Origin of the sequence: Enterobacter sp. HNDS-6, from assembly GCF_039850505.1 — a bacterium.
GTDB classification, from domain to species: Bacteria; Pseudomonadota; Gammaproteobacteria; order Enterobacterales; family Enterobacteriaceae; genus Enterobacter; species Enterobacter kobei.
Genome location: NZ_CP156673.1, coordinates 2,386,459 through 2,408,310, shown reverse-complemented (window position 1 = coordinate 2,408,310; position 21,852 = coordinate 2,386,459). Strand labels below are relative to the sequence as shown.

At 55.2% G+C, this 21,852-nt stretch carries 24 protein-coding genes; 8 read left to right on the top strand and 16 right to left on the bottom strand.

Annotation, left to right across the window (positions count from 1 at the left end; translation table 11 throughout):
- Positions 1-89 precede the first annotated feature (89 nt).
- Positions 90-728, top strand: coding sequence for an OapA family protein (locus ABFI50_RS11280; RefSeq protein ID WP_045134414.1), 639 nt, complete (start codon positions 90-92; stop codon positions 726-728).
- Between the two features lie 67 nt (positions 729-795).
- On the opposite strand, the gene rplI is transcribed toward ABFI50_RS11280, so the two are convergent.
- The 4 genes from rplI to rpsF are packed head-to-tail and all read right to left on the bottom strand — an operon-like array spanning position 796 to position 2,235.
- Positions 796-1,245 carry a 50S ribosomal protein L9 gene (gene rplI, locus ABFI50_RS11275; protein ID WP_006810372.1) on the bottom strand — a complete coding sequence of 150 codons (450 nt, stop codon included), beginning with the start codon at positions 1,243-1,245 and terminating at the stop codon, positions 796-798.
- Positions 1,246-1,286: 41 nt separating this feature from the next.
- Positions 1,287-1,514, bottom strand: a complete 228-nt coding sequence (gene rpsR / locus ABFI50_RS11270; RefSeq protein WP_000135199.1) for a 30S ribosomal protein S18 — start codon at positions 1,512-1,514, stop codon at positions 1,287-1,289.
- Between the two features lie 4 nt (positions 1,515-1,518).
- The gene (gene priB, locus ABFI50_RS11265; RefSeq protein WP_008502895.1) at positions 1,519-1,833 is read right to left on the bottom strand and encodes a primosomal replication protein N; all 315 of its coding nucleotides are present in this window, start codon (positions 1,831-1,833) and stop codon (positions 1,519-1,521) included.
- Between the two features lie 6 nt (positions 1,834-1,839).
- Positions 1,840-2,235 carry a 30S ribosomal protein S6 gene (gene rpsF, locus ABFI50_RS11260; protein WP_014068637.1) on the bottom strand — a complete coding sequence of 132 codons (396 nt, stop codon included), beginning with the start codon at positions 2,233-2,235 and terminating at the stop codon, positions 1,840-1,842.
- Positions 2,236-2,576: 341 nt separating this feature from the next.
- On the opposite strand from rpsF, the gene yjfY reads away from it, so the two are divergent.
- Positions 2,577-2,852, top strand: coding sequence for a DUF1471 family protein YjfY (gene yjfY / locus ABFI50_RS11255; RefSeq protein ID WP_014882245.1), 276 nt, complete (start codon positions 2,577-2,579; stop codon positions 2,850-2,852).
- 140 nt (positions 2,853-2,992) lie between these two features.
- On the opposite strand, the gene ABFI50_RS11250 is transcribed toward yjfY, so the two are convergent.
- The 6 genes from ABFI50_RS11250 to ulaA are packed head-to-tail and all read right to left on the bottom strand — an operon-like array spanning position 2,993 to position 7,400.
- The gene (locus tag ABFI50_RS11250) at positions 2,993-3,679 is read right to left on the bottom strand and encodes an L-ribulose-5-phosphate 4-epimerase (RefSeq protein WP_045134415.1); all 687 of its coding nucleotides are present in this window, start codon (positions 3,677-3,679) and stop codon (positions 2,993-2,995) included.
- On the bottom strand, positions 3,672-4,532 hold the full coding sequence (locus ABFI50_RS11245; protein ID WP_045134416.1) for an L-ribulose-5-phosphate 3-epimerase: 861 nt from the start codon (positions 4,530-4,532) through the stop codon (positions 3,672-3,674). The genes ABFI50_RS11250 and ABFI50_RS11245 overlap by 8 nt, the downstream gene beginning before the upstream one ends.
- 9 nt (positions 4,533-4,541) lie before the next feature.
- Positions 4,542-5,192, bottom strand: a complete 651-nt coding sequence (gene ulaD / locus ABFI50_RS11240; RefSeq protein WP_032637676.1) for a 3-keto-L-gulonate-6-phosphate decarboxylase UlaD — start codon at positions 5,190-5,192, stop codon at positions 4,542-4,544.
- A gap of 12 nt (positions 5,193-5,204) precedes the next feature.
- Complete coding sequence (gene ulaC / locus ABFI50_RS11235) at positions 5,205-5,672, bottom strand: PTS ascorbate transporter subunit IIA (RefSeq protein WP_014882241.1); 468 nt, start codon at positions 5,670-5,672, stop codon at positions 5,205-5,207.
- A gap of 9 nt (positions 5,673-5,681) precedes the next feature.
- Positions 5,682-5,987, bottom strand: a complete 306-nt coding sequence (ulaB, locus tag ABFI50_RS11230; RefSeq protein ID WP_003856022.1) for a PTS ascorbate transporter subunit IIB — start codon at positions 5,985-5,987, stop codon at positions 5,682-5,684.
- A gap of 12 nt (positions 5,988-5,999) precedes the next feature.
- Positions 6,000-7,400, bottom strand: coding sequence for a PTS ascorbate transporter subunit IIC (gene ulaA / locus ABFI50_RS11225; RefSeq protein ID WP_045134417.1), 1,401 nt, complete (start codon positions 7,398-7,400; stop codon positions 6,000-6,002).
- A gap of 359 nt (positions 7,401-7,759) precedes the next feature.
- On the opposite strand from ulaA, the gene ulaG reads away from it, so the two are divergent.
- Together ulaG and ulaR are read left to right on the top strand one after the other, a co-directional pair.
- On the top strand, positions 7,760-8,824 hold the full coding sequence (ulaG, locus tag ABFI50_RS11220) for an L-ascorbate 6-phosphate lactonase (protein WP_045134418.1): 1,065 nt from the start codon (positions 7,760-7,762) through the stop codon (positions 8,822-8,824).
- Positions 8,825-8,934: 110 nt separating this feature from the next.
- On the top strand, positions 8,935-9,690 hold the full coding sequence (ulaR, locus tag ABFI50_RS11215; protein WP_014882239.1) for an HTH-type transcriptional regulator UlaR: 756 nt from the start codon (positions 8,935-8,937) through the stop codon (positions 9,688-9,690).
- Here ulaR and yjfP read toward each other — a convergent pair.
- The gene (gene yjfP, locus ABFI50_RS11210) at positions 9,687-10,409 is read right to left on the bottom strand and encodes an esterase (protein ID WP_014882238.1); all 723 of its coding nucleotides are present in this window, start codon (positions 10,407-10,409) and stop codon (positions 9,687-9,689) included. The genes ulaR and yjfP overlap by 4 nt on opposite strands.
- 137 nt (positions 10,410-10,546) lie before the next feature.
- Between yjfP and bsmA the strand changes: the two genes are divergently transcribed.
- From bsmA to ABFI50_RS11195, 3 genes are all read left to right on the top strand, one after another.
- The gene (bsmA, locus tag ABFI50_RS11205; RefSeq protein WP_014882237.1) at positions 10,547-10,876 is read left to right on the top strand and encodes a biofilm peroxide resistance protein BsmA; all 330 of its coding nucleotides are present in this window, start codon (positions 10,547-10,549) and stop codon (positions 10,874-10,876) included.
- A gap of 148 nt (positions 10,877-11,024) precedes the next feature.
- Positions 11,025-11,300, top strand: coding sequence for a DUF1471 family protease activator YjfN (gene yjfN, locus ABFI50_RS11200; RefSeq protein ID WP_014882236.1), 276 nt, complete (start codon positions 11,025-11,027; stop codon positions 11,298-11,300).
- Positions 11,301-11,472: 172 nt separating this feature from the next.
- On the top strand, positions 11,473-13,404 hold the full coding sequence (locus tag ABFI50_RS11195; protein ID WP_045134421.1) for a methyl-accepting chemotaxis protein: 1,932 nt from the start codon (positions 11,473-11,475) through the stop codon (positions 13,402-13,404).
- Here ABFI50_RS11195 and ABFI50_RS11190 read toward each other — a convergent pair.
- Positions 13,401-15,023, bottom strand: a complete 1,623-nt coding sequence (locus ABFI50_RS11190; protein ID WP_045134422.1) for an isovaleryl-CoA dehydrogenase — start codon at positions 15,021-15,023, stop codon at positions 13,401-13,403. The genes ABFI50_RS11195 and ABFI50_RS11190 overlap by 4 nt on opposite strands.
- A gap of 192 nt (positions 15,024-15,215) precedes the next feature.
- Here ABFI50_RS11190 and ABFI50_RS11185 point away from each other — a divergent pair, with 192 nt between their 5' ends.
- Positions 15,216-16,490, top strand: coding sequence for an MFS transporter (locus tag ABFI50_RS11185; RefSeq protein WP_347483997.1), 1,275 nt, complete (start codon positions 15,216-15,218; stop codon positions 16,488-16,490).
- A gap of 89 nt (positions 16,491-16,579) precedes the next feature.
- Here ABFI50_RS11185 and rlmB read toward each other — a convergent pair whose 3' ends face one another.
- From rlmB to ABFI50_RS11165, 4 genes are all read right to left on the bottom strand, one after another.
- Positions 16,580-17,314, bottom strand: a complete 735-nt coding sequence (rlmB, locus tag ABFI50_RS11180) for a 23S rRNA (guanosine(2251)-2'-O)-methyltransferase RlmB (RefSeq protein WP_014882232.1) — start codon at positions 17,312-17,314, stop codon at positions 16,580-16,582.
- 70 nt (positions 17,315-17,384) lie between these two features.
- The gene (rnr, locus tag ABFI50_RS11175) at positions 17,385-19,829 is read right to left on the bottom strand and encodes a ribonuclease R (RefSeq protein WP_014882231.1); all 2,445 of its coding nucleotides are present in this window, start codon (positions 19,827-19,829) and stop codon (positions 17,385-17,387) included.
- A 38-nt stretch (positions 19,830-19,867) separates the two neighbouring features.
- On the bottom strand, positions 19,868-20,293 hold the full coding sequence (nsrR, locus tag ABFI50_RS11170; RefSeq protein ID WP_014882230.1) for a nitric oxide-sensing transcriptional repressor NsrR: 426 nt from the start codon (positions 20,291-20,293) through the stop codon (positions 19,868-19,870).
- A 192-nt stretch (positions 20,294-20,485) separates the two neighbouring features.
- Positions 20,486-21,784: an adenylosuccinate synthase gene (locus tag ABFI50_RS11165; protein ID WP_006178975.1), complete on the bottom strand. Its 1,299-nt coding sequence runs from the start codon at positions 21,782-21,784 to the stop codon at positions 20,486-20,488.
- Positions 21,785-21,852 lie beyond the last annotated feature (68 nt).

Here is a 21,852-nt window from a genome sequence, read left to right as displayed (position 1 = left end):
CGGATGTCGGGTTTGCTACGCCGTTCAGGCAGTTAGCAAACTATACTTCGATGCACAGGATAAAAAAGACGCGGAGCAGGAGGAGAGCCATGCCCGGGCGATTTGAACTGAAACCTACCCTGGCGAAAATCTGGCAGGCGCCGGACAATTTTCGCATTATGGACCCGCTGCCTCCCCTGCATCGCAGAGGGATTATCATTGGTGCGCTGATGGTGATCGTGGGCTTCCTGCTTCCTTCCGGCGGTGATGATGCCGATACCGCCCCTGTCACCCGCAATGCACAACTGGATATTCAGTCGCAAACGCGGCCGCAGCCTGATGCACAGCCGATGCAAACGCAACTGGTGACCCCTTCGAACGATCCGGGTCAGGTCGCGCCGGTTGAACCGGAGCCCGTCCAGGAAGATCAGGCTCAAACCTCCGCCCCGGTAGAGCAGCAGGCTCAGCAGCCTACGGGCATTGAGCAGCAGTGGCGCTCCTATCGCGTCGAGCCGGGTAAAACCCTGGCGCAGCTTTTCCGCGATCACAACCTGCCGCCGACTGACGTGTATGCCATGGCAAAAGTGGAAGGTGCGGGTAAGCCGCTCAGTAACCTGCAGAATGGTCAGATGGTACAGATTCGCCAGAATGCCAGCGGTGTGGTGACAGGCTTAACGATTGATACAGGAAATGGTCAGCAGGTGCTGTTTACCCGCCAGCCGGACGGCAGTTTTGTCCGGGCGCGTTAAAACCTGGTTCTTTAAAAAGCAAAACGCCGGCACAAGGCCGGCGTTTCAACGTGAGCAGAGTAAAAAATTACTCAGCTACAACGTTAACAACCAGTTTAGCGAACACTTCGCTGTGAACCTGGAAGTCAACTTCGTGCTCACCAGTGGTACGCAGAACGCCGTTCGGCATGCGAACTTCGCTCTTAGCCACTTTAACGCCTGCTGCAGTCACTGCATCAGCGATATCGCGGGTACCGATGGAACCGAACAGTTTACCTTCGTCGCCAGCTTTAGACGCGATGGTAACGGTGCCCAGTGCGTTGATTGCTTCAGCGCGAGCGTTAGCAGCCGCCAGAACGTCAGCCAGTTTGGCTTCCAGTTCAGCACGACGTGCTTCGAAAAACTCTACGTTTTTCTTAGTAGCTGGAACAGCTTTACCCTGTGGAACCAGGAAGTTACGAGCGTAACCCGCTTTAACGTTTACCTGATCACCCAGGCTGCCCAGGTTTGCTACTTTATCAAGCAGAATAACTTGCATTACCTTATCCTCTTAAAGTCGTATTAATGGACCGTGCCCGATTACTGATGACGATCAGTGTACGGCAGCAGGGACAGGTAGCGAGCGCGTTTGATAGCGCGAGCCAGCTGACGCTGATATTTTGCACGAGTACCGGTGATACGGCTTGGGACAATCTTACCGCTTTCGGTGATGTAGTTTTTCAGCGTTGCGATATCTTTATAGTCGATCTCTTGAACGCCTTCCGCGGTGAAACGGCAGAACTTGCGACGACGGAAATAACGTGCCATATGGCTAGTCTCCAGAATCTATCAAATCAATCTGCTCGGCATGCAGAACCATTTTGCTCAGGCCGTTCTTTGCCTTGTGGCAAGAGATGAACCCCTGAACGATTACTGCGCTACCGACCGTTAAACTGTGAGTAATGGCCTGGTTTTCGTGTCCGCTAATAATAACGGGCATTTGGCACCACGCCTGCCGGTGAAACCCGGCTTCCTCTTGCACAGAACGATGCTCAAGCACGAACTGGCAATGCGGAATTCCTGATGGACTGACCTTTCGAAGGGGAGCCCTGCATACGATGCCGGACAACGCCAGACGGTTGGTCATCAGAAATTACTCTTCAGAATCCCCAGCATCAGAATCATCTGCGGTTTCGTTTGCGAAATCATCGCGACGCTCACGGCGCTCGTCTTTCGCTTTAACCATCGGAGATGCTTCGGTAACTGCGTTTTTGGTACGCATAACCATGCTGCGGATAACGGCATCGTTGAAGCGGAAGGTAGTTTCCAGCTCATCGATCACTTCCTGCGGCGCTTCAACGTTCATCAGAACGTAGTGTGCTTTGTGCAGTTTGTTGATCGGGTAAGCCAGCTGACGGCGGCCCCAGTCTTCCAGACGGTGGATCGTACCTTCTGCACCAGTGATGGCAGCAGAGTAACGCTCGATCATACCCGGAACCTGTTCGCTCTGGTCAGGATGGACCATAAAAACGATTTCGTAATGACGCATCGAATTGCTCCTTACGGATTATTCAGCCTCCTGTCTGGGTCAGCCGAGGCCCGGGGAGGCAAGGAACGTGTTAAAGGTCGGCTGAAAAATTGACGCGTCATAATACTTGCGCGCCCCTGGAAACTCAAGCTGATTGCACAAATAATTCGCACAAAGCGTAAAGCGGGTCTAAGTGGGTGATTTAAAATTGAACACACCAGGAAGCGTTGTTTTTTTGAACAACTGCATCAGAAATGGTCACGCATCCCCGCCGTATGAATGATTACACTTTAATCAGAGAACACCTGAATTAAAGAAGGAGTATTCCCTCTCTCACAGCACGCAGTCGTGGAGCGCATATCATGAAAAAAATCGCATTAGCCATTATGGCTGCGCTTTTGCTCAGTGCAAACGCGATGGCAGCCATCAAAATAGACGGCCGGCAGGCCAGGAACATGGATGATGTGCAAAGCTTAGGCGTAATCTATATCAATCATAATTTCGCCACTGAAAGCGAAGCAGATCAGGCACTAAATGAAGAGACCGATGCCCAAGGCGCAACCTATTACCACGTGATGTTAATCCGTGAGCCCGGCAGCAACGGCAATATGCACGCCAGTGCAGACATTTACCGATAACGCTTTAACGCTAGCACCAGGAAAGCCAACAACGAGAACATAGCCATAGTTTACGTTGCCCCCTGCCCGGGGGCTTTTTTTTTAAATGGCTCTGAAATACCACCGGTTACAACTGTTTTTCGGTATTCCAGAGCACTTATTTACTTCTGCCCGTAATAGGCATTCGGGCCGTGCTTGCGCATGAAATGCTTGTTCATCAGGTAATCATCAATCCCCTGAAGCTGTGGATTTATGTCGCGGGCAATCCACGCCATTTTGGCCACCTCTTCCATCACCACAGCATTATGCACAGCGTCGTGAGCATCTTTACCCCAGGAGAACGGACCGTGTTGGTACACCACAATTCCCGGCGTATGCAGCGGTTCTGACTCACCCAGCGTTTCGATAATCACCTTGCCGGTGTTGAGCTCGTACTCGCCTTCCACCTCGGCCTGCGTTAACGCGCGCGTGCAGGGAATATCCCCGAAGAAGTAATCCGCGTGCGTCGTGCCCAGCGCCGGGATGGCAAGCCCAGCCTGTGCCCAGGCGGTGGCATGGGTTGAGTGGGTATGCACTACCCCGCCGAGGGAGGGATAACGTCGATAAAGCGCCAGATGGGTAGCGGTATCCGAAGAAGGACGCCACTGTCCCTCTACGACGTTTCCTTCAAGGTCCACGACAACCATATCGTCGACCTTCATGGTCTCATACGCCACTCCGCTGGGTTTAATGACGATGAGGCCGCGCTCTCGGTCAATCGCGCTGACGTTACCCCAGGTGAACGTTACCAGGCCATAGCGCGGCAAATCCATATTGGCTTCATAGACCTGCTGTTTAAGCTTAAGCATGTTCCACCTCCAGCAAACCTGCTCGCGCCATACGCTCGCGCACCCAGTCCCGCGCGTTTGCCACTTCCGCTGCCGGGTCGTCAGACGTCTCGCTCCACATCTCAATCAGGTAAGGCCCGCAATACCCTGTCTGCTTGAGCGTCTCGAAGCATCGTTCGAACTCCACCACCCCGGTGCCGAACGGTACGTTTTTAAACACGCCTGGACGGGTATCTTTGACGTGCACCGCCACGATATGCCCGATGCCCGCCTGCAGCTCCATCTGCACGTCGTTATCCCATGCCGACAGGTTGCCGATATCCGGATAGAGCTGGAACCACGGGTTATTCAGATAGTGCGCGTAGCCCAGTGCCTTGCTGATGGAGTTCATTAACGGGTAGTCCATGATCTCCATCGCCAGCGTCACCTGCGCGCGGCTTGCCATTTCAACGCTCTCTTTCAGACCGTCACGGAAACGACGGCGCGTTTCATCGTTGGCTTCCTGATAGTAAACGTCATAACCCGCCAGCTGGATCACACGGATACCGACATCCTGAGCAAAGCGAATGGCTTTGCGCATGATCTCCAGCCCCTGCGCCCGCACGGCATCATCTTCGCTGCCGAGGGGAAAACGACGGTGAGCGCTCAGGCACATGGACGGCACGCGCACGCCCGTTTCGGCAATGGCGCTCACCAGCGCCAGACGCTGCTCGCGGCTCCAGTCGAGGCGAGAGAGGCGTTCATCCGTCTCATCCACTGACATTTCGACAAAATCGAAACCCAGCTGCTTCGCCAGCTGTAACCGCGCCAGCCAGCACTCCCCCGTAGGGAGTGCCTTTTCATAGATGCCAAGCGGAACCTGTTTTGACAACATACCCGCTCCTTAGCCCCAAAGCTGAGCGATTGAGCGTTTGAACTGACGCGCTGCTTCCACCGGAGACGCCGCGTCACGGATGCTACGACCCGCGATAAAGACGTGAATCGGGATACCCTTGAACAGCGGCAGATCTTCCAGCGCCAGGCCACCGGTCACGGTCACTTTGAAGCCCATTTCGGCCAGACGTTTAATCGCGCTGATGTCCGCGTCGCCCCACGCCACGCCAGCGGCCTGCGCATCACGGCTGCGGTGGTACACCACCTGCTGGATCCCCGCATCGCGCCACGCCTGTGCCTGCTCCCAGGTCCAGAAACCGGTCAGTTCAATCTGCACGTCGCCGTTAAACTCTTTTGCCACATCCAGCGCGCCTTTGGCAGTGTTGATATCCGCGCAGCAGATCACGGTGACCCAGTCGGCGTTGGCTTCAAAACACATGCGGGAGAGGATTTTGCCCGCGTCAGCGATTTTGGCATCAGCCAGTACGATTTTGTGCGGGTAGAGCGCCTTCAGGTCACGAACGGCGCGAACGCCTTCGCCCACGCACAGAATGGTACCCACTTCAATGATGTCTACCTCTTCGGCAATCAGGCGGGTGGTTTCATAAGCATCGGACAGCGTCTGGTTATCCAGCGCAACCTGCAACATTGGTAATGACATGTTCAATTCCTCTTAAACGGCCGCCGCAGTGGCGTTATCAATTAAATCCAGCACTTCCTGCGCGGTACGGCAGGCGCGTAAACGGTCAAAATTGGCTTCATCATCAAACAGATTGACGATCTGCATGATGCCCACCTCCTGGTGGGTATTGGCATCGACAGCCGCCATGGTGATCAGGATATCGACCGGGTCGTTATCTTCATGGTTGAAGACCAGCGGCGTTTTCAGCGTGACCAGCGCAAAGCCGGTTTTCTTCACGCCCTCTTCCGGGCGGCCGTGCGGCATAGCCAGCCCCGGGGCAATCACAAAATAGGGGCCGTGCTGCGCCACGCCATCCAGAATGGCCTGGTAATAACGCGGCTCGACAACATCCGCCTTAACCAGCAGATCCACGCTCAGCTTCACCGCTTCCTGCCAGGTGCTGGCGTCAGCCTGCAAAAGGATGGAGTCATTCTCTGCCAGCGAATCTCGTAGTTTCATGTCGGGTCCTTACTTCACGTCTTGTGGGAAGTGTTCTTTGATCACTTCCAGCAGTTTTGGTCCGAAATCCGCAGGCGACAGCATGTTGCGCACGCCCACCACATATTTGTTGCCCGACACGCTAATCTCGCCGGCAATGTGAGTTGACGCGATGATGATGTCTGCGCCGTTCAGCTCACTTTTGTATTCACCCACTGCGCAGCTGTTTACCGTGTGGTCGATGTTTGACTGGGTTAAAAACTGGTCCACTTTCATCTTCATGATCATGGAGCTGCCTTGCCCATTGCCACACACAGCCAGGATACGTACGGTCATAATCGAAACTCCTTAGTGAGCAGAAACTTCTGCTGTTTGTTTTTCTGCATCTTCTTCTGCTCGCAGCGAACGGCCAGCGAAGAACATATAAGCCAGTGCAATCAGGATGATGACGGCCATAAAGACCAGCCCGACGGACGCAAAGCCCTGCATCATCGGCGGCGCCAGGATTGACCAGTCCGCCATGCCCATCCAGGCGCTCATACCGGTGAGCTTGACCGCCCACACGCAACCGAAGATTTCCACCATCCCCATCACCAGGCAGATCTTGAGCGCTGCACGCCAGCCGCCGAAGTGGTTAGCAAAGACGCCGATGGTGGCGTTGGAGAAGAACATCGGGATAAAGCCAGGAATAATCAGGATTGAGGAGCCGCAGGCCACCAGGATACCCACCGCAATCAGCTGGCCGATGGTGCCCCACATAAAGCCCCAGACGACGGCGTTTGGCGCGAAGCTATAGATGGCCGCACAGTCAATTGCCAGAACGGCTCCCGGGATCAGGCGCTGAGAGATGCCGTTGAAGGCTTCAGAGAGCTCGGCGACGAACATACGCACGCCCTGGGTGATAATGAAAATGGCCACCGCGAAGGAGAAACCGGTCTGCAGGATATAAATCGTCCAGTGCGTTTTGCCCGCCATCGCCTGCACAACGTCAATGCCAAAGGAGAGCAGAATGGCGCCGAAGAACAGGGTCATCACAATCGCCGTCGAGACGATGTTGTCGTGGAAGATATTCAGCCAACCGGGCATCTTGAGGTCTTCAACGCTCTCCTCTTTTTTCCCTAGCCACGGCGCAACTTTATAAGCAACCCAGGCCGCAAACTGCTGCTGATGGCCGATGGAGAAGCCACAGCCGTCGGTTACTTCCTGGGTCGGCTTGTACATCATGTTGGAGGTGATGCCCCAATAGAGCGAGACCAGCACCGCGGTGCAGATAATCGTGGTCCACATTGGGTAACCGAAGATATAGAGAGAAACCGCGATCAGACCCGCCTGCTGGAACATGATGTGACCGGTAAGCATGATGGTGCGAATACCGGTAATGCGACGCAGCAACACGTAGATAATGTTCAGCGCCAGCGCGAGCAGAACCGCGTAACCCACCCAGCTGTAGGCGTCACCCATGCGGTCAATCGTGGCCATCATAGAGGCATAAGTATCGGAAATTGCACCGTTTATACCGTAGACCTCCGCCATTTTGGCGACGACTGGCTTAAACGTGCTGGTCAGGATGCCTGACCCCGCCTGCAACAGCATAAAACCGATAATGGTCTTAATCGTGCCTTTGATGATCACGCTGACGCTTTTACGCAGCAGGATGTAACCCAGGCACGTCACGATACCCAGCAGCAGCGGGGCGTTGGTCATTACCTGATTGAAGAAAACGGTAAAGACGTTGTAGAGGATCTCCATAACTCTCTCCAGAAATGAGAACACGAGGGGCAATCCCTGTGTGGTTGGTGTCATCACTCTAGTAATCACAAATAATCATCACAAGATTGAATTTGATTATTTGTGACGTATCACGCAAATTATTTCCATGGTGTTAGTAATGGTTTTCACTACCGCACAAACAAAATGAATTATTCTTTATAATTCATGTAATTAATCATTAACAGCGGATAGTCTAACAAGGATAAAGCGAAGTATCTGTGATATCGCACAGTTAAAATTACGCACTTTTGTCATTGCAAAGCACGTCAAATGGTGCCAGAGTTAATCACAACAAATCGCCATATGATTACTTTTGATTAAAACCAGGAGTCAAAACGATGAGTAAAGTGAACACCATCACCCGTGAATCATGGATTCTGAGCACCTTCCCGGAGTGGGGTAGCTGGCTGAACGAAGAGATCGAACAGGAACAGGTTGCTCCTGGTACTTTTGCCATGTGGTGGCTGGGCTGCACCGGTATCTGGCTGAAATCCGAGGGTGGCGCCAATATTTGCGTCGATTTCTGGTGCGGCACAGGCAAACAGAGCCACGGCAATCCGTTGATGAAAAAAGGCCACCAGATGCAGCGCATGGCCGGCGTGGAAAAACTGCAACCGAACCTGCGTACCACGCCGTTTGTGCTCGACCCTTTTGCCATTCGCCAAATCGATGCCGTGCTCTCCACCCACGATCACAACGATCATATTGACGTGAACGTGGCGGCGGCAGTAATGCAAAACTGCGCGGACGACGTGCCGTTTATCGGGCCGCAGACCTGCGTGGATCTCTGGATTGGCTGGGGCGTGCCAAAAGAGCGCTGCATCGTGATGAAGCCAGGCGACGTGGTGAAAATCAAAGACATTGAAATTCACGCCCTGGATGCCTTTGACCGTACCGCACTGATTACGCTGCCGGCTGACCAGAAAGCCGCAGGCGTTCTGCCGGACGGCATGGACGAGCGCGCCGTCAACTACCTGTTCAAAACCCCTGGCGGTTCCCTGTACCACAGCGGCGACTCACACTACTCCAACTACTACGCGAAGCACGGTAATGACCATCAGATTGACGTGGCGCTGGGCTCCTACGGCGAGAATCCACGTGGCATTACCGACAAGATGACCAGCGCCGATATGCTGCGTATGGCGGAGGCGCTGAACACCAAGGTCGTGATTCCGTTCCACCACGACATCTGGTCAAACTTCCAGGCCGATCCGCAGGAAATTCGCGTGCTGTGGGAGATGAAAAAAGACCGCCTGAAGTACGGCTTCAAGCCATTTATCTGGCAGGTAGGCGGCAAGTTCACCTGGCCGCTGGATAAAGACAATCTTGAGTACCACTACCCACGCGGTTTCGATGATTGCTTTACTATTGAGCCAGACCTGCCGTTTAAGTCCTTCCTCTGATTATCCGGCCACATCGCCAGACCCTGAGTCTGGCGATTTCATATTTATTTTAGTAATTTCACGCTATTTCAAATATCATCTTTTCAAATCAATTCTTATCGGAATAGCTCATGACGGAAGCGCAACGGCATCAAATTTTACTGGAACTCCTGGCGCAAACAGGGTTTATCACCGTCGAGAAAGTGATCGAACGTTTAGGCATCTCCCCCGCCACCGCGCGGCGGGACATTAACAAGCTGGATGAGAGCGGCAAACTGAAAAAAGTCCGCAACGGCGCAGAAGCCATCAGCCAGCAGCGTCCACGCTGGTCGCCGATGAATATCCATCAGGCGCAGAATCACGATGAAAAGGTGCGGATCGCCAGAGCCGCCTCACAGCTGGTGAACCCGGGTGAGAGCGTCGTCATCAACTGCGGGTCTACGGCATTTTTGCTGGGCCGCGAGATGTGCGGCAAGCCGGTGCAGATCATCACCAACTACCTACCGCTCGCCAACTATCTTATCGACCAGGAGCATGACAGCGTGGTGATCATGGGCGGCCAGTACAATAAGAGCCAGTCCATCACCCTTAGCCCCCAGGACAGTGAAAACAGTCTTTACGCCGGGCACTGGATGTTTACCAGCGGCAAAGGCCTGACTGCAGACGGTTTATATAAAACCGATATGCTGACTGCGATGGCCGAACAAAACATGCTGAACGTTGTGGGCAAACTCGTCGTGCTGGTCGACAGCAGTAAAGTCGGTGAACGCGCAGGCATGCTATTTAGCCGCGCAGAGCAGATCGACATGGTGATCACCGGCAAAGGGGCTAACCCCGAGATCCTCCAGAAACTGGAAGATCAGGGCGTTAAAATCCTGCGGGTTTAAAGGTGCTGGCGGAAAAACGCCACCGTGGCCTCCAGCGCCGCTGGCGTAATGCGGTGGCGGACGCCCGATTCCCACAAACAGGTCAGATTGCCGTCCAGTCCTTCACGCTTTAGCGCCTGCTGCAGGCGAAAGGTGCCGTCAGGCGGTACCACGTCATCTGCGTCACCGTGCCACAGCAGAAGCGGACGATCGGCCACGCGCGGCAGTGCGCGAGTCACTTCCCAGTCAGCCAGCCTCGCCGTCATTTCCGTCAAATCTTGCGGGGGAAAAAGCGTCTTCGCCAGTGACGTAAAGTAGCCGGAGCCCATCAGACAGGCGACGGATCTCACTTCAGGATGATGCGTCATAATCCCCAGCGCCGTCATGCCGCCCATCGAGGCCCCGGCAACCGCCAGCCGGTTATCGGCCACCAGCCCTGCGTCATAAAGCGCATCGCGCATCCCGGAAAACTCGGTCAGACTGCCGTGCAGAATGGGCCAGAACTGACCAAGCCGCGCCTGTTCATCCCCCGTAAAGCGCGCACCGTGATCGGGGGCATCCGGCATGACGACACGAAAACCGGCCTGCGCCAGCGCCACCGCAAAATAACTGTAAACCAGCTTTGACGAGGTAAATCCATGATAAAAAACCACAACTGGCAGCGGTTTATCACGTTTCCCCGTCGGCATGGCGTGTAAAATTTCATGGTCGCCGAGACGGCGTATTTCAATTTCAATCATTGTCGACCCTGTACGAATGAATGATTCATAATGTTGAGAACTGGGTTACGGTTTCAGGCTATTTTCATTCGAAAATTACGCCCCAGATAACACTTCGGGAACATTCCCCCAAAACGAAATTCGCAGACAACTACACTATGGCTATCAGGAAAAGAGATATGGTTATGCACAGGTTTGCAGCTTTATTGCTGGTGCTTCTTCTCAGTGGCTGTAGCGCACTGCAGGGAACGCCGCAACCCGCTCCCCCGGTTGCCGATCACCCGCAGGAGATTCGTCGTAATCAGACAGAAGGATTACAACGAATGGGCACCGTCTCCGCGCTGGTTCGCGGTTCTCCGGATGACGCAGAAGAGGCAATAAAGGCACAAGCCGTCGCCGCCAAAGCAGATTATTACGTCATTATCATGGTCGATGAAACCATCATTACGGGGCAGTGGTATTCACAGGCCATTTTATACCGTCAGTAATGGTTTTCCTTTGAACGACATTTACACTGCTTTGCGTCCATAGACATTTTCCTGTCCACAATAAACTCCATGCCCGCGTCAATGGAAAGGAGTTTATTCGCGAAGGATTGCCCGGCGGATACCGGAGATATGTGAAATGGAGCTGACGATGAAACGAACTCTTGCTTTGACCTCTCTGTTGCTCTCAGCAGGCCTGGTGAGCACCACCGCGCAGTCAGCAGAATTTGCCAGCGCGGATTGCGTAACAGGTCTGAATGAAATAGGCCACATCTCCGTCAATAACATTTCGGGGAGCCCGCAAGATGTTGAACGTATCGTGGCATTAAAAGCCGATGAACAGGGTGCGTCATGGTATCGCATCATCCAGATGCAGGAAGATAACCATGTCGACCACTGGCGGGTACAGGCCATTCTCTACGTCTAAGCACCTTCCTGATAAAAGCCACTTATTTTTAGTGGCTTTTCGTCTTTGCAAATTTTTTATCTTTTACAAAACCATATAAAAACAATTCAATAACATTTTGTTACACTAATTCAGTAAACGTAATCCCCGCTCTGCCGTTGAAGAACCATACCTTTTCAATGATGAGCAATTTATGATCAATTTTTTCCGCCGTGCGGGCCTCGGGACAAAGCTATCGCTGCTGACGGGCGTCAGTGTTGCCGTGCTGTTTCTGCTTTTCACTTTCCTGCTCAGCCAAAAAGCCAGCCAGCAGCTTGAAGCCCTCGCGGTAGAAGACCTGCATAACCAGTCCACCGGTATGGTCGATATGGTGCAAATGTTCAACACCAGCCTGAGTGAAGAAGTCGAAAGCTATACCAGACTGTTTACGACTTTTTTGCCCCAGCCATTTAGCGTCGATACGCTTCAGACCCGGACAATTAACGGGCTCAATGTTCCTCTGCTGAAAGGCGGGGACACGGAACTCCATGAAAATACCACTTTTTCTGACGACTTCCTGAACCGAACGGGGGCCATCTCCACGCTATTTGTTCGCAGCGGTAACGACTTTATTCGCGTCGCCACCTCCCTGCGTAAAGAGAATGGCGAGCGGGCAATGGGGACCGTTCTGGATACCTCCAGCCCGGCCTTTGCCGCCGCCAATAAAGGTGATGTCTACCGTGGCCTGGCGCTGCTGTTTGGCAAACGCTATATCACCCAGTACCAGCCGGTGAAAAACGCCGAAGGTCATGTCATTGCGATCGTCTTTGTCGGGGTGGACATTAGCCACTCCTGGAACGTCATGCGCGAGAAAATCCTCAACCGCCGCCTGGGCGAGAGCGGTCACTTCTTCGTGCTGGATCGCAGCAACGGCAAAACACGCGGGCAATACCTGTTCCACACCACGGAAGAGGGACAACTGCCGAAGTGGGACAGCGCGACACAACAGCAGCTTCTGGATGATAAACCCGGCACCCTGGAGCGCGTAAGTGACGACGGACGGACGCTGAAAATGGCCTATACCCCGCTACCCGGCTGGAACTGGACTATCGTGGGCGAAGTGGATAAGTCAGTGCTGCTTTCAAGCGTCACCGCCATGCGCGATCGCTTCCTGCTGGCCGGTGTGGTCTTGTCGGTCCTCTTTGCAGGCCTGTTCGTGGTCCTTATTCGCCGTATGCTGACGCAACCGCTGCGCAACGTGATCCAGCTTGCACGGCAGTATGCCGACGGCGATCTTCGCTCCAGCCTGCCCGTGACGCGCCGGGACGAGGTCGGACAGCTGATTGACGCCATTAACGGCATTGGCGGCGGGCTGCAAAAAATTGTTCTGCAGGTTCGCGAGGCTGCAGGTGAGATCCAGACGGGGACTAACGCGCTGGCCTCCGATACCGGCGAGATCTCAGAGCAGATCAACAAGCAGGCCAGCAGCGTGGAGGAGACCTCAGCCAGCATGGAGCAACTGGCCGCGACCGTACAGCAAAATGCCGCCAACATGGAGCAAACGCAGCAACTGGTGGGAGAAACCTCACGCGCGGTTCACGAGGGGGGTGAAACGGTAACCCATGCGGTTGCCACGATGGATGACATTCGCGAAGCGTCAAAACGTATCGAAGATATTACCCGCGTGATTGAGTCCATCGCGTTTCAGACCAATATTCTGGCGCTGAATGCGGCGGTAGAAGCGGCACGTGCAGGCGAGCACGGAAAAGGTTTTGCGGTGGTTGCCCAGGAAGTTCGCGCGCTGGCGGGCCGGAGCGCCAACGCGGTGAAAGAGATAGAACAGCTGATTGGCGATACGCTGAGAAAAGTGAGCGAAGGTCACGCGCTGTCTGAACAGACGCGTCTGGCTATGGATTCCATCATCGTTCATATCGATAACATCAGCCAGCTGGTCACCGAAATTAACCATGCATCGCGCGAGCAATCCGCGGGGATTGGCCAGGTGAATCTCGCCATGACCCACATTGGTGAAGCGTCACACATCAACGCCGATCGCGTCTCGCGCAGCGAACAAACCGCACACACGCTGCGCGAGAAAGGTTTACACCTTACCCAACTGGTCAGTCTGTTCCAGCTTAAACGCTAGCCAACCCTGCCCGTGGCGCGCAGCAGCAAATCGCTTTGCACCTGCTCGCTCATCAGCGTACCGCCACGGGTATCCAGCATCATGCGGCACCACGCCTGCGCCACGGGCGGCGATGCGTGCCGCAGCATCTGGCTCCCGGCTCCCAGCAAGAAAAGCTGCTGCGCGATCTCCCGCCCCTGCGCCTCCTGTGGTTTACGCAGCTTTTGCTGAAGCTGGCGCCAGCTACGGTCAAAGTGTCTGTCCTGCCCTTTGACCTGCGCAAACTCATCGGCCAGCAGGTCGTGGATCCCGGGCTGCTTCGTCAGCACGCGCAGCACGTCCAGGCACATGATATTGCCTGAGCCTTCCCAGATACTGTTCACCGGCATTTCGCGATACAGGCGGGGAAGCTCACTCTCCTCGCAGTACCCTACGCCGCCCAGCACCTCCATCGCCTCTGCCACAAACGGGATACCCGCTTTGCAGACGCTAAATTTCGCGGCCGGCGTAAACAGCCGTGCCCAGGCCGCCTCTTGCGGATCCACGCGTTTATCCCACGCGCGGGCGAGACGGAACAGCAGTGCCGTTTGCCCCTCCAGCATCAGCGCCATGCGGCTTAAGACCTCACGCATTAACGGCTGATCGATGAGATTTTTACCGAAGGTTTGCCGCTGATGAGCGTGGTACAACGCCACAGACAGCGCCCGGCGCATTAAACCATGGCTGCCCAGCGCGCAGTCGAAGCGCGTCAGACCGCCCATTTTGAGGATCTGCCGTACCCCTTCCCCTTCTTCCCCCAGCAGCCAGCCGGAGGCATCAAGAAACTCCGCCTCGCTGCTCGCGTTGGAGCGGTTCCCGAGCTTGTCCTTCAGGCGCTCCAGCCGTACGGCGTTACGTTGTCCGTCAGGTAAAAAGCGCGGGACAAAAAAGCAGGATAAGCCACCTTTTGCCTGAGCCAGCACCAGATGCGCATCACTCTGCGGGACGGAGAAAAACCATTTATGGCCTACCAGACGGTAGCTACCGTCGCTGCATTTTTCCGCTTTGGTGGTGTTGCTCAGGACATCGGATCCCCCCTGCTTTTCCGTCATCCCCATGCCGATCAGCAGCCCGCGTTTTTGCCCACCCGGCACGAGATGGGGATCGTAGCGATCGCTCATCAGCGGCGTTAACCATGCATGAAACGGTTTAGGTAGCGACTGTTGCAACAGCGGCGTGGCGGCGAAGGTCATGGTGACGGGGCAAAGCGTGCCGGCTTCAACCTGCGCATGCAAAACAAACCGGGCCGCTCTGGCCACAAAGGAACCTCTTCGCGCCTCCTCTTCCCACGCCAGGTTATGTACCCGGTTGGCACAGAGCCCCTGCATCAGGAGGTGCCAGGCGGGGTGAAAGCGAATATCGTCCAGCCGCTCTCCGGTGGCGTCGTAGCGTAACAGCTCCGGTGGGTTGACGTTGGCCAGCCTGCCCAGCTCCAGCGACTCTGCGGTCCCTAACTGCTGCCCGATACTGGCGAGCAGCTCGCTATCCCACTCGGCCCCCTCGCGGGAAACCGCGTCACGCAGGGCGCAGTCGGAGAGGAAAAGGTTGCTGTTTGAAAGCGGTGCCGGTTGATTGAAAACGGTATGGGTCTGCCAGTGCATGCTGTCTCCCTCCTTCAGTGGCAATGAGGATAAGTATGGACAGGCCGCGTGCACGCTGCATGGGAGGGGGTCACAAGCTGGCGATCCCGCTGATATCATTCGTGAAATAGCTCACAGAACATAAGAATAAACTATTTCATCACTCCGCTTTTGTTGAATAATTTATTCTTACCCCTTTCAGTGAGGATCGTTATGCAACCGGATGCGCACAAGCGAGCATTAATTGCAGGCTCCATTGGTAACTTCATCGAGTGGTATGAGTTTGCGGTCTACGGTTTTATGGCGACCGTGATTGCCAGAAACTTCTTCCAGCTCGAGGGAGAAGCGGGACTGACCAGCCTGATCCTCACCTGGGCCTCGTTTGCTATCGCGTTCTTCTTCCGTCCCCTGGGTGCGGTGGTATTTGGCCGCATCGGCGACAGGATTGGCCGGAAACCGACGCTGATCATTGTGCTGGTACTGATGACGCTCGCCACCACAGCCATTGGTCTTGTGCCCGTCTACGCCAGCATAGGCATTGCCGCACCGCTGATCGTTACGCTGCTGCGCATTTTGCAGGGATTGTTCGCAGGCGGAGAGTACGGTGGTGCAGTTTCGTTGATGACAGAGTTCGCTCCACGCGGCAAGCGCGGTCTGTATGGCGCGTGGCAGTCCTTTACCGTGGCGCTCGGGCTGCTAGCGGGCGCGGGGATTGTGGCACTGCTCTCCGCCCTTCTCACGCCTGAGGCATTACATGACTGGGGCTGGCGTATTCCATTCTTCCTTGCGCTGCCGATGGGGGCTGTCGCGCTATGGCTGCGTGTGAGTATGGAAGAGACGCCGAGCTTTGTGCAGCAGAAGGAAAAACCGGTTGTGGCTCAGGCCAGCACCTCCGCCACGCTCAAAACGATTCTGATGGGCATTTGCCGGGTCATGGTCTGGTCGGCGGCAGGGTATACCTACCTGGTGATTATGCCAACCTATCTCCAGTCGGCGCTACACACCGGGTTTAATCAGGCACTGCTGATAGCGGTGATTTCGAATATCGGCTTTGCGCTGACCATCATTCCCTCGGGTATCCTGAGCGACAAGATTGGCCGCCGCACGGTGATGATGATTGCCACCGCCCTGCTGCTGATCCTCGCCCTGCCGCTGCTGAAAATGTTGCAGGCTGAGTCCGCCACGCTGGCCGTTAAAGCGATGGTGGTGCTAATTGCGGGCGGACTGGTGGGGATGCTGGCAGGACCGGGGCCGGCGATGCTGTCTGAAATGTTCCCGACGCGCGTGCGTTATACCGGTCTGGGGCTGGCGTATTCCCTGTCAAACGCGATCTTCTCGGGCTGTGCGGGACTGATTATTACCGGATTAATTAAAGAGACGGGCAACCTGGATATTCCGGCATATTACGTGATGGCAACGGCGGTGGTGAGTATTTTCGCGCTGATGACGCTGCGAAAGGATGACCATTTGCGGTCGTTAGAGGTGTGAGTTTGTCACCGTCTGGTGCCCTCACCCCGGCCCTCTCCCACGGGGAGAGGGAGAAAACACTAAAGGCCGTCCTTGGACGGCCTTGCTGTTTATTCTCCGCGCTGACGCACCGCTTCAAACAGGCAGATGCCCGTCGCCACAGATACGTTCAGGGATGACACGCTGCCCGCCATCGGGATGCTGATCAGCTCGTCGCAGTGCTCGCGCGTCAGACGGCGCATACCTTCACCTTCCGCCCCCATCACCAGCGCCAGACGTCCGGTCATTTTACTCTGGTACAGGGTATGATCTGCCTCACCCGCGGTACCGACGATCCAGATATTCTCTTCCTGCAGCAGACGCATGGTACGCGCCAGGTTGGTTACGCGGATCAGCGGAACGTTTTCCGCTGCGCCGCAGGCCACTTTCTTCGCCGTCGCGTTCAGCTGCGCGGAGCGATCTTTCGGTACAATTACAGCATGCACACCTGCCGCATCCGCGCTACGCAGGCATGCGCCGAGATTGTGCGGATCGGTTACGCCATCAAGGATCAGGAAGAACGGGTTATCCAGTGCGGCAATAAGATCCGGCAGATCGTTTTCCTGATACTGACGGCCCGGCTTCACGCGGGCAATAATGCCCTGGTGAACCGCGCCTTCACTTTTCTCATCCAGGTACTGACGGTTCGCCAGCTGGATCACCACGCCCTGCGCTTCCAGCGCGTGGATCAGCGGCATCAGACGTTTGTCTTCACGCCCTTTCAGAATAAACACTTCCTGAAAACGCTCCGGTGCGCGCTCGAGAAGGGCCTGCACCGCGTGGATGCCGTAAATCATTTCACTCATTGATGGTTCTCATTATGACTGTTCTTTCCCCTCTCCCCCCTGGGGAGAGGGTCAGGGTGAGGGGCGGAACTTACTCCGCCTGTTTTTTCTTCGCTGCACGTTTTGCTTTGGTGGCAGCAGCGATTTTCTGCGTCTTCGCAGAAGGTTTTTTCGCTGAGCGAGCGTCTTTCTTCGCCGCCTTCGGCTTTTGCTTCTTCTCGCCGCGGAACGCGCTGTCTGGCTCGAAGTTTACCTTCTTACCCGCCTGACGACGTTTACCGCCGCCCGGTTTACCGTTTCCGCCTTTTTTCGCCCGTTCACGCTCGGTTTTACCGACGTTACGCGGCGCACGCTCGCTGGAGATGAGGCTGAAGTCGATTTTACGGTCGTCCATATTCACGGCTTCAACTTTCACTTCCACACGGTCGCCCAGACGGTAGGTCTGGCCGCCCGATTCGCCAATCAGGCGTTGACCAACCTGGTCGAAGCGGTAGTAGTCGTTATCCAGGCTGGAGACGTGCACCAGACCGTCGATAAATAGCTCGTCCAGACGCACGAAGAAACCAAAGCCGGTCACGCTGGCAATCACGCCTTTAAAGACGTTGCCCACCTGGTCCAGCATAAAGTCACACTTCAGCCAGTCCGCTACGTCGCGCGTGGCTTCATCAGCACGACGCTCGGTCATGGAACAGTGCTGACCGAGCTGCAGCATCTCTTCCATCGAATAGTGGTAACCGCCGGTTTCGGTAGTGTTCCCTTTATGGCCCTGCTCCTGCGCCAGCAGATACTTGATCGCGCGGTGCAGAGAGAGGTCAGGATAGCGACGGATCGGCGAGGTGAAATGCGCGTAAGACTGCAGCGCCAGGCCGAAGTGTCCCCGGTTTTCCGGATCGTAAATCGCCTGCTTCATCGAACGCAACAGCATCGTCTGCAGCATTTCTGCGTCAGGACGGTCGCCAATGGACTCCAGCAGCTCGGCGTAATCGCGCGGTTCAGGCTTGTTGCCGCCAGGCAGCTCCAGACCCAGTTCCGCCAGTACTGAACGGAACGCGGTGATGGCTTCCGTTGACGGCTTATCGTGAATACGGAACAGCGCCGGCTCTTTGGCTTTCTCAACGAAACGCGCTGCCGAGATGTTCGCCAGGATCATACACTCTTCGATCAGCTTGTGCGCATCATTACGCTGGGTCTGCTCGATACGCTCAATGCGACGCTCTGCGTTGAAGATAAACTTCGCTTCTTCGCTCTCGAACGAGATCCCGCCGCGCTCTTCGCGTGCCTGATCCAGCGTTTTGTAGAGGTTATGCAGTTCTTCAATATGCTTGACCAGCGGCGCGTATTGTTCGCGCAGATCCTGGTCGCCCTGCAGCATATGCCAGACCTTGGTATAGGTCAGACGCGCATGGGAACTCATGACCGCTTCATAGAACTTGTAGCCGGTTAAGCGCCCTTTGGTGGAGATGGTCATCTCACACACCATACAGAGGCGATCAACCTGCGGGTTCAGGGAGCACAGGCCGTTAGAGAGCACTTCCGGCAGCATTGGTATTACCTGAGAGGGGAAATACACCGAGGTACCACGGCTGCGCGCTTCGTTATCCAGCGGGGTGTGCGGGCGAACATAGTAGCTCACGTCCGCAATCGCCACCCACAGACGCCATCCGCCACCGCGTTTTTTCTCACAGTAAACGGCATCATCGAAGTCGCGGGCATCTTCGCCATCAATGGTGACCAGCGGCAGGGAGCGCAGATCCACGCGGCCCACTTTGGACTCTTCCGGCACTTCTTCACGCAGACTTTCGATCTGATCTTCAACCGCTTTCGGCCAAATGTAGGGGATCTCATGGGTGCGCAATGCCATATCAACGGCCATGCCAGTGCCCATGTTATCGCCCAGGACTTCCACGATTTTACCAACCGCTTTGGTGCGACGCGTTGGGCGCTGAGTGAGTTCTACCACAACCACAAAGCCCATGCGTGCGCCCATCACCTCTTCAGGCGGGATCAGGATGTCAAAGCTCAGACGGCTGTCGTCCGGCACCACAAAGCCCACACCCGCATCAGTGAAGTAACGGCCAACAATCTGGCTGGTTTTTGGCACCAGTACGCGCACCACGCGCGCTTCCCGGCGACCTTTACGGTCAGCACCCAGCGGCTGCGCCAGGATCTGGTCGCCGTGGATACACATTTTCATCTGTTCAGATGACAGATACAGGTCATCTTTGCGGCCTTCCACGCGCAGGAAGCCAAAGCCATCACGGTGCCCAATCACGGTGCCTTTCAGCAAGTCGAGGCGTTCAGGCAGCGCGTAGCACTGGCGGCGGGTAAAGACCAGTTGCCCGTCGCGCTCCATGGCACGCAGGCGACGGCGAAGGGCTTCAATTTGCTCTTCACCTTCAATATTTAATTCAACGGCAAGTTCTTCACGATTGGCGGGTTTTTCGCGTTTTGTTAAGTGTTCAATGATGAACTCGCGGCTGGGGATAGGATTCGCGTATTTTTCGGCTTCGCGTTCCTGGAAAGGATCTTGTGACATGTCGGTTCCTCCGTTGTCAGCTCCGGTGGAAATTTTCTTCATTCCACCAGCAATAATTTATAAAGCGGTTGATTCTCTTCAACCAAATCGGCCAGCGTGTAGTTATCCAGTTCCTTGAGAAAACTTTGCACAGCCTTAGAAAGCGCCTGTTTCAGGCGGCAAGCGGGTGTAATGTGGCAAAACTCACTGCTGCAGTTCACCAGAGACAAGGGCTCCAGTTCGCGTACCACATCCCCGATGCGAATACTCTGCGCCGGTTTACCGAGACGGATCCCTCCATTCTTCCCGCGGACGGCAGCAACGTATCCGGCACGACTAAGTTGATTGATTATTTTGACCATATGATTACGAGATACGCCGTATACCTCCGTCACTTCAGAGATACTGGTCATCTTCCCATCGGGTAACGACGCCATGTAAATCAGCGCACGTAAGCCGTAATCGGTGAAACTTGTTAACTGCACATCAACCTCAGGAAAAAGGGAAAACGCGGTCAAACCGCAGAGATATTCATTAATGATGATAAACCAGCCAGATAGATAGCGGCTAATTTATTTGACAGACGGGGCGAAAAAGCGGAGATCCAGGAGCGGTCGCCGGATGGCGCTACGCTTATCCGGCCTACGAGTTTCCCCGCAGGCCAGCATTCACGAAGATTATGCGTCGAACGGGTCGCGCAGGATCATCGTTTCAGTACGATCCGGGCCGGTAGAAATAATATCGATCGGCACTTCGGTCAGTTCTTCAATACGCTTGATGTAATCCAGCGCCGCCTGTGGCAGGCCACTACGCTCTTTCACACCGAAAGTGGTCTCAGACCAGCCCGGCATGGTTTCGTAAATTGGCTCAATGCCTTCCCAGTCATCAGCGGCCAGCGGAGTCGTGGTCACTTCACGACCGTCAGGCATACGGTAGCCGACGCAGATTTTCACTTCTTTCAGGCCGTCCAGCACGTCCAGCTTGGTCAGGCAGAAGCCAGACAGGGAGTTGATCTGCACGGCACGACGCACAGCAACCGCGTCCAGCCAGCCGGTACGACGACGACGACCGGTGGTCGCGCCAAACTCGTTACCCTGCTTGCAGAGGAACTCGCCGGTTTCATCGAACAGCTCGGTCGGGAATGGACCTGCCCCCACACGCGTGGAGTAAGCTTTGATGATGCCCAGAACGTAATCGACATAACGTGGACCCAGGCCAGAGCCGGTCGCCACGCCACCTGCGGTGGTGTTAGAAGAGGTTACGTACGGATAGGTACCGTGGTCGATGTCCAGCAGCGTACCCTGCGCACCTTCGAACATGACGAAATCGCCACGCTTGCGCGCCTGGTCCAGCAGATCGGACACATCAACAACCATACCGGTCAGAATGTCTGCAATCGCCATGACGTCATCCAGCACTTTCTGGTAGTCAACAGCGTCAGCTTTGTAGAAGTTCACCAGCTGGAAGTTGTGATATTCCATCACTTCTTTCAGTTTTTCAGCGAAGGTGGCTTTGTCGAAGAGATCGCCCACGCGCAGACCGCGACGTGCCACTTTATCTTCATAAGCCGGGCCGATACCACGACCGGTCGTACCGATCGCTTTCGCACCACGTGCTTTCTCACGCGCGACGTCCAGTGCCACATGATAATCCAGGATCAGCGGGCAGGCTTCGGAGAGCAGCAGACGCTCACGAACAGGGATACCACGGTCTTCCAGACCTTTCATCTCTTTCATCAGCGCAGCGGGAGACAGCACAACGCCGTTACCGATGATGCTGGTGACGTTTTCGCGAAGAATGCCTGATGGAATAAGATGGAGGACGGTTTTTTCACCGTTGATTACGAGAGTATGGCCTGCGTTGTGACCGCCCTGGTAGCGTACAACATATTTAGCCCGTTCAGTCAGAAGATCAACAATCTTCCCTTTACCTTCGTCACCCCATTGGGTGCCCAGTACGACGACGTTGTTACCCATTTTTTTCAAAATCACCGTTTGCTTAAAAATGGATTCTACCATCGCTTTTTCAGATATACAGCACTTTT

What these genes read in the sequence shown, in the direction of transcription:
- yjfN (WP_014882236.1), top strand. Translation starts at nt 11,025, where the DNA reads ATGAAACGAACTCTTGCTTTGACCTCTCTGTTGCTCTCAGCAGGCCTG.
- ABFI50_RS11195 (WP_045134421.1), top strand. Translation starts at nt 11,473, where the DNA reads ATGATCAATTTTTTCCGCCGTGCGGGCCTCGGGACAAAGCTATCGCTG.
- ulaA (WP_045134417.1), bottom strand. Translation starts at nt 7,400, where the DNA reads ATGGAGATCCTCTACAACGTCTTTACCGTTTTCTTCAATCAGGTAATG.
- ABFI50_RS11185 (WP_347483997.1), top strand. Translation starts at nt 15,216, where the DNA reads ATGCAACCGGATGCGCACAAGCGAGCATTAATTGCAGGCTCCATTGGT.
- rlmB (WP_014882232.1), bottom strand. Translation starts at nt 17,314, where the DNA reads ATGAGTGAAATGATTTACGGCATCCACGCGGTGCAGGCCCTTCTCGAG.
- rpsR (WP_000135199.1), bottom strand. Translation starts at nt 1,514, where the DNA reads ATGGCACGTTATTTCCGTCGTCGCAAGTTCTGCCGTTTCACCGCGGAA.
- ABFI50_RS11245 (WP_045134416.1), bottom strand. Translation starts at nt 4,532, where the DNA reads ATGTTGTCAAAACAGGTTCCGCTTGGCATCTATGAAAAGGCACTCCCT.
- ulaR (WP_014882239.1), top strand. Translation starts at nt 8,935, where the DNA reads ATGACGGAAGCGCAACGGCATCAAATTTTACTGGAACTCCTGGCGCAA.
- rpsF (WP_014068637.1), bottom strand. Translation starts at nt 2,235, where the DNA reads ATGCGTCATTACGAAATCGTTTTTATGGTCCATCCTGACCAGAGCGAA.
- yjfY (WP_014882245.1), top strand. Translation starts at nt 2,577, where the DNA reads ATGAAAAAAATCGCATTAGCCATTATGGCTGCGCTTTTGCTCAGTGCA.
- ulaC (WP_014882241.1), bottom strand. Translation starts at nt 5,672, where the DNA reads ATGAAACTACGAGATTCGCTGGCAGAGAATGACTCCATCCTTTTGCAG.
- rplI (WP_006810372.1), bottom strand. Translation starts at nt 1,245, where the DNA reads ATGCAAGTTATTCTGCTTGATAAAGTAGCAAACCTGGGCAGCCTGGGT.
- ABFI50_RS11280 (WP_045134414.1), top strand. Translation starts at nt 90, where the DNA reads ATGCCCGGGCGATTTGAACTGAAACCTACCCTGGCGAAAATCTGGCAG.
- ulaB (WP_003856022.1), bottom strand. Translation starts at nt 5,987, where the DNA reads ATGACCGTACGTATCCTGGCTGTGTGTGGCAATGGGCAAGGCAGCTCC.
- ulaG (WP_045134418.1), top strand. Translation starts at nt 7,760, where the DNA reads ATGAGTAAAGTGAACACCATCACCCGTGAATCATGGATTCTGAGCACC.
- rnr (WP_014882231.1), bottom strand. Translation starts at nt 19,829, where the DNA reads ATGTCACAAGATCCTTTCCAGGAACGCGAAGCCGAAAAATACGCGAAT.
- ulaD (WP_032637676.1), bottom strand. Translation starts at nt 5,192, where the DNA reads ATGTCATTACCAATGTTGCAGGTTGCGCTGGATAACCAGACGCTGTCC.
- ABFI50_RS11190 (WP_045134422.1), bottom strand. Translation starts at nt 15,023, where the DNA reads ATGCACTGGCAGACCCATACCGTTTTCAATCAACCGGCACCGCTTTCA.
- yjfP (WP_014882238.1), bottom strand. Translation starts at nt 10,409, where the DNA reads ATGATTGAAATTGAAATACGCCGTCTCGGCGACCATGAAATTTTACAC.
- ABFI50_RS11165 (WP_006178975.1), bottom strand. Translation starts at nt 21,784, where the DNA reads ATGGGTAACAACGTCGTCGTACTGGGCACCCAATGGGGTGACGAAGGT.
- bsmA (WP_014882237.1), top strand. Translation starts at nt 10,547, where the DNA reads ATGGCTATCAGGAAAAGAGATATGGTTATGCACAGGTTTGCAGCTTTA.
- priB (WP_008502895.1), bottom strand. Translation starts at nt 1,833, where the DNA reads ATGACCAACCGTCTGGCGTTGTCCGGCATCGTATGCAGGGCTCCCCTT.
- ABFI50_RS11250 (WP_045134415.1), bottom strand. Translation starts at nt 3,679, where the DNA reads ATGCTTAAGCTTAAACAGCAGGTCTATGAAGCCAATATGGATTTGCCG.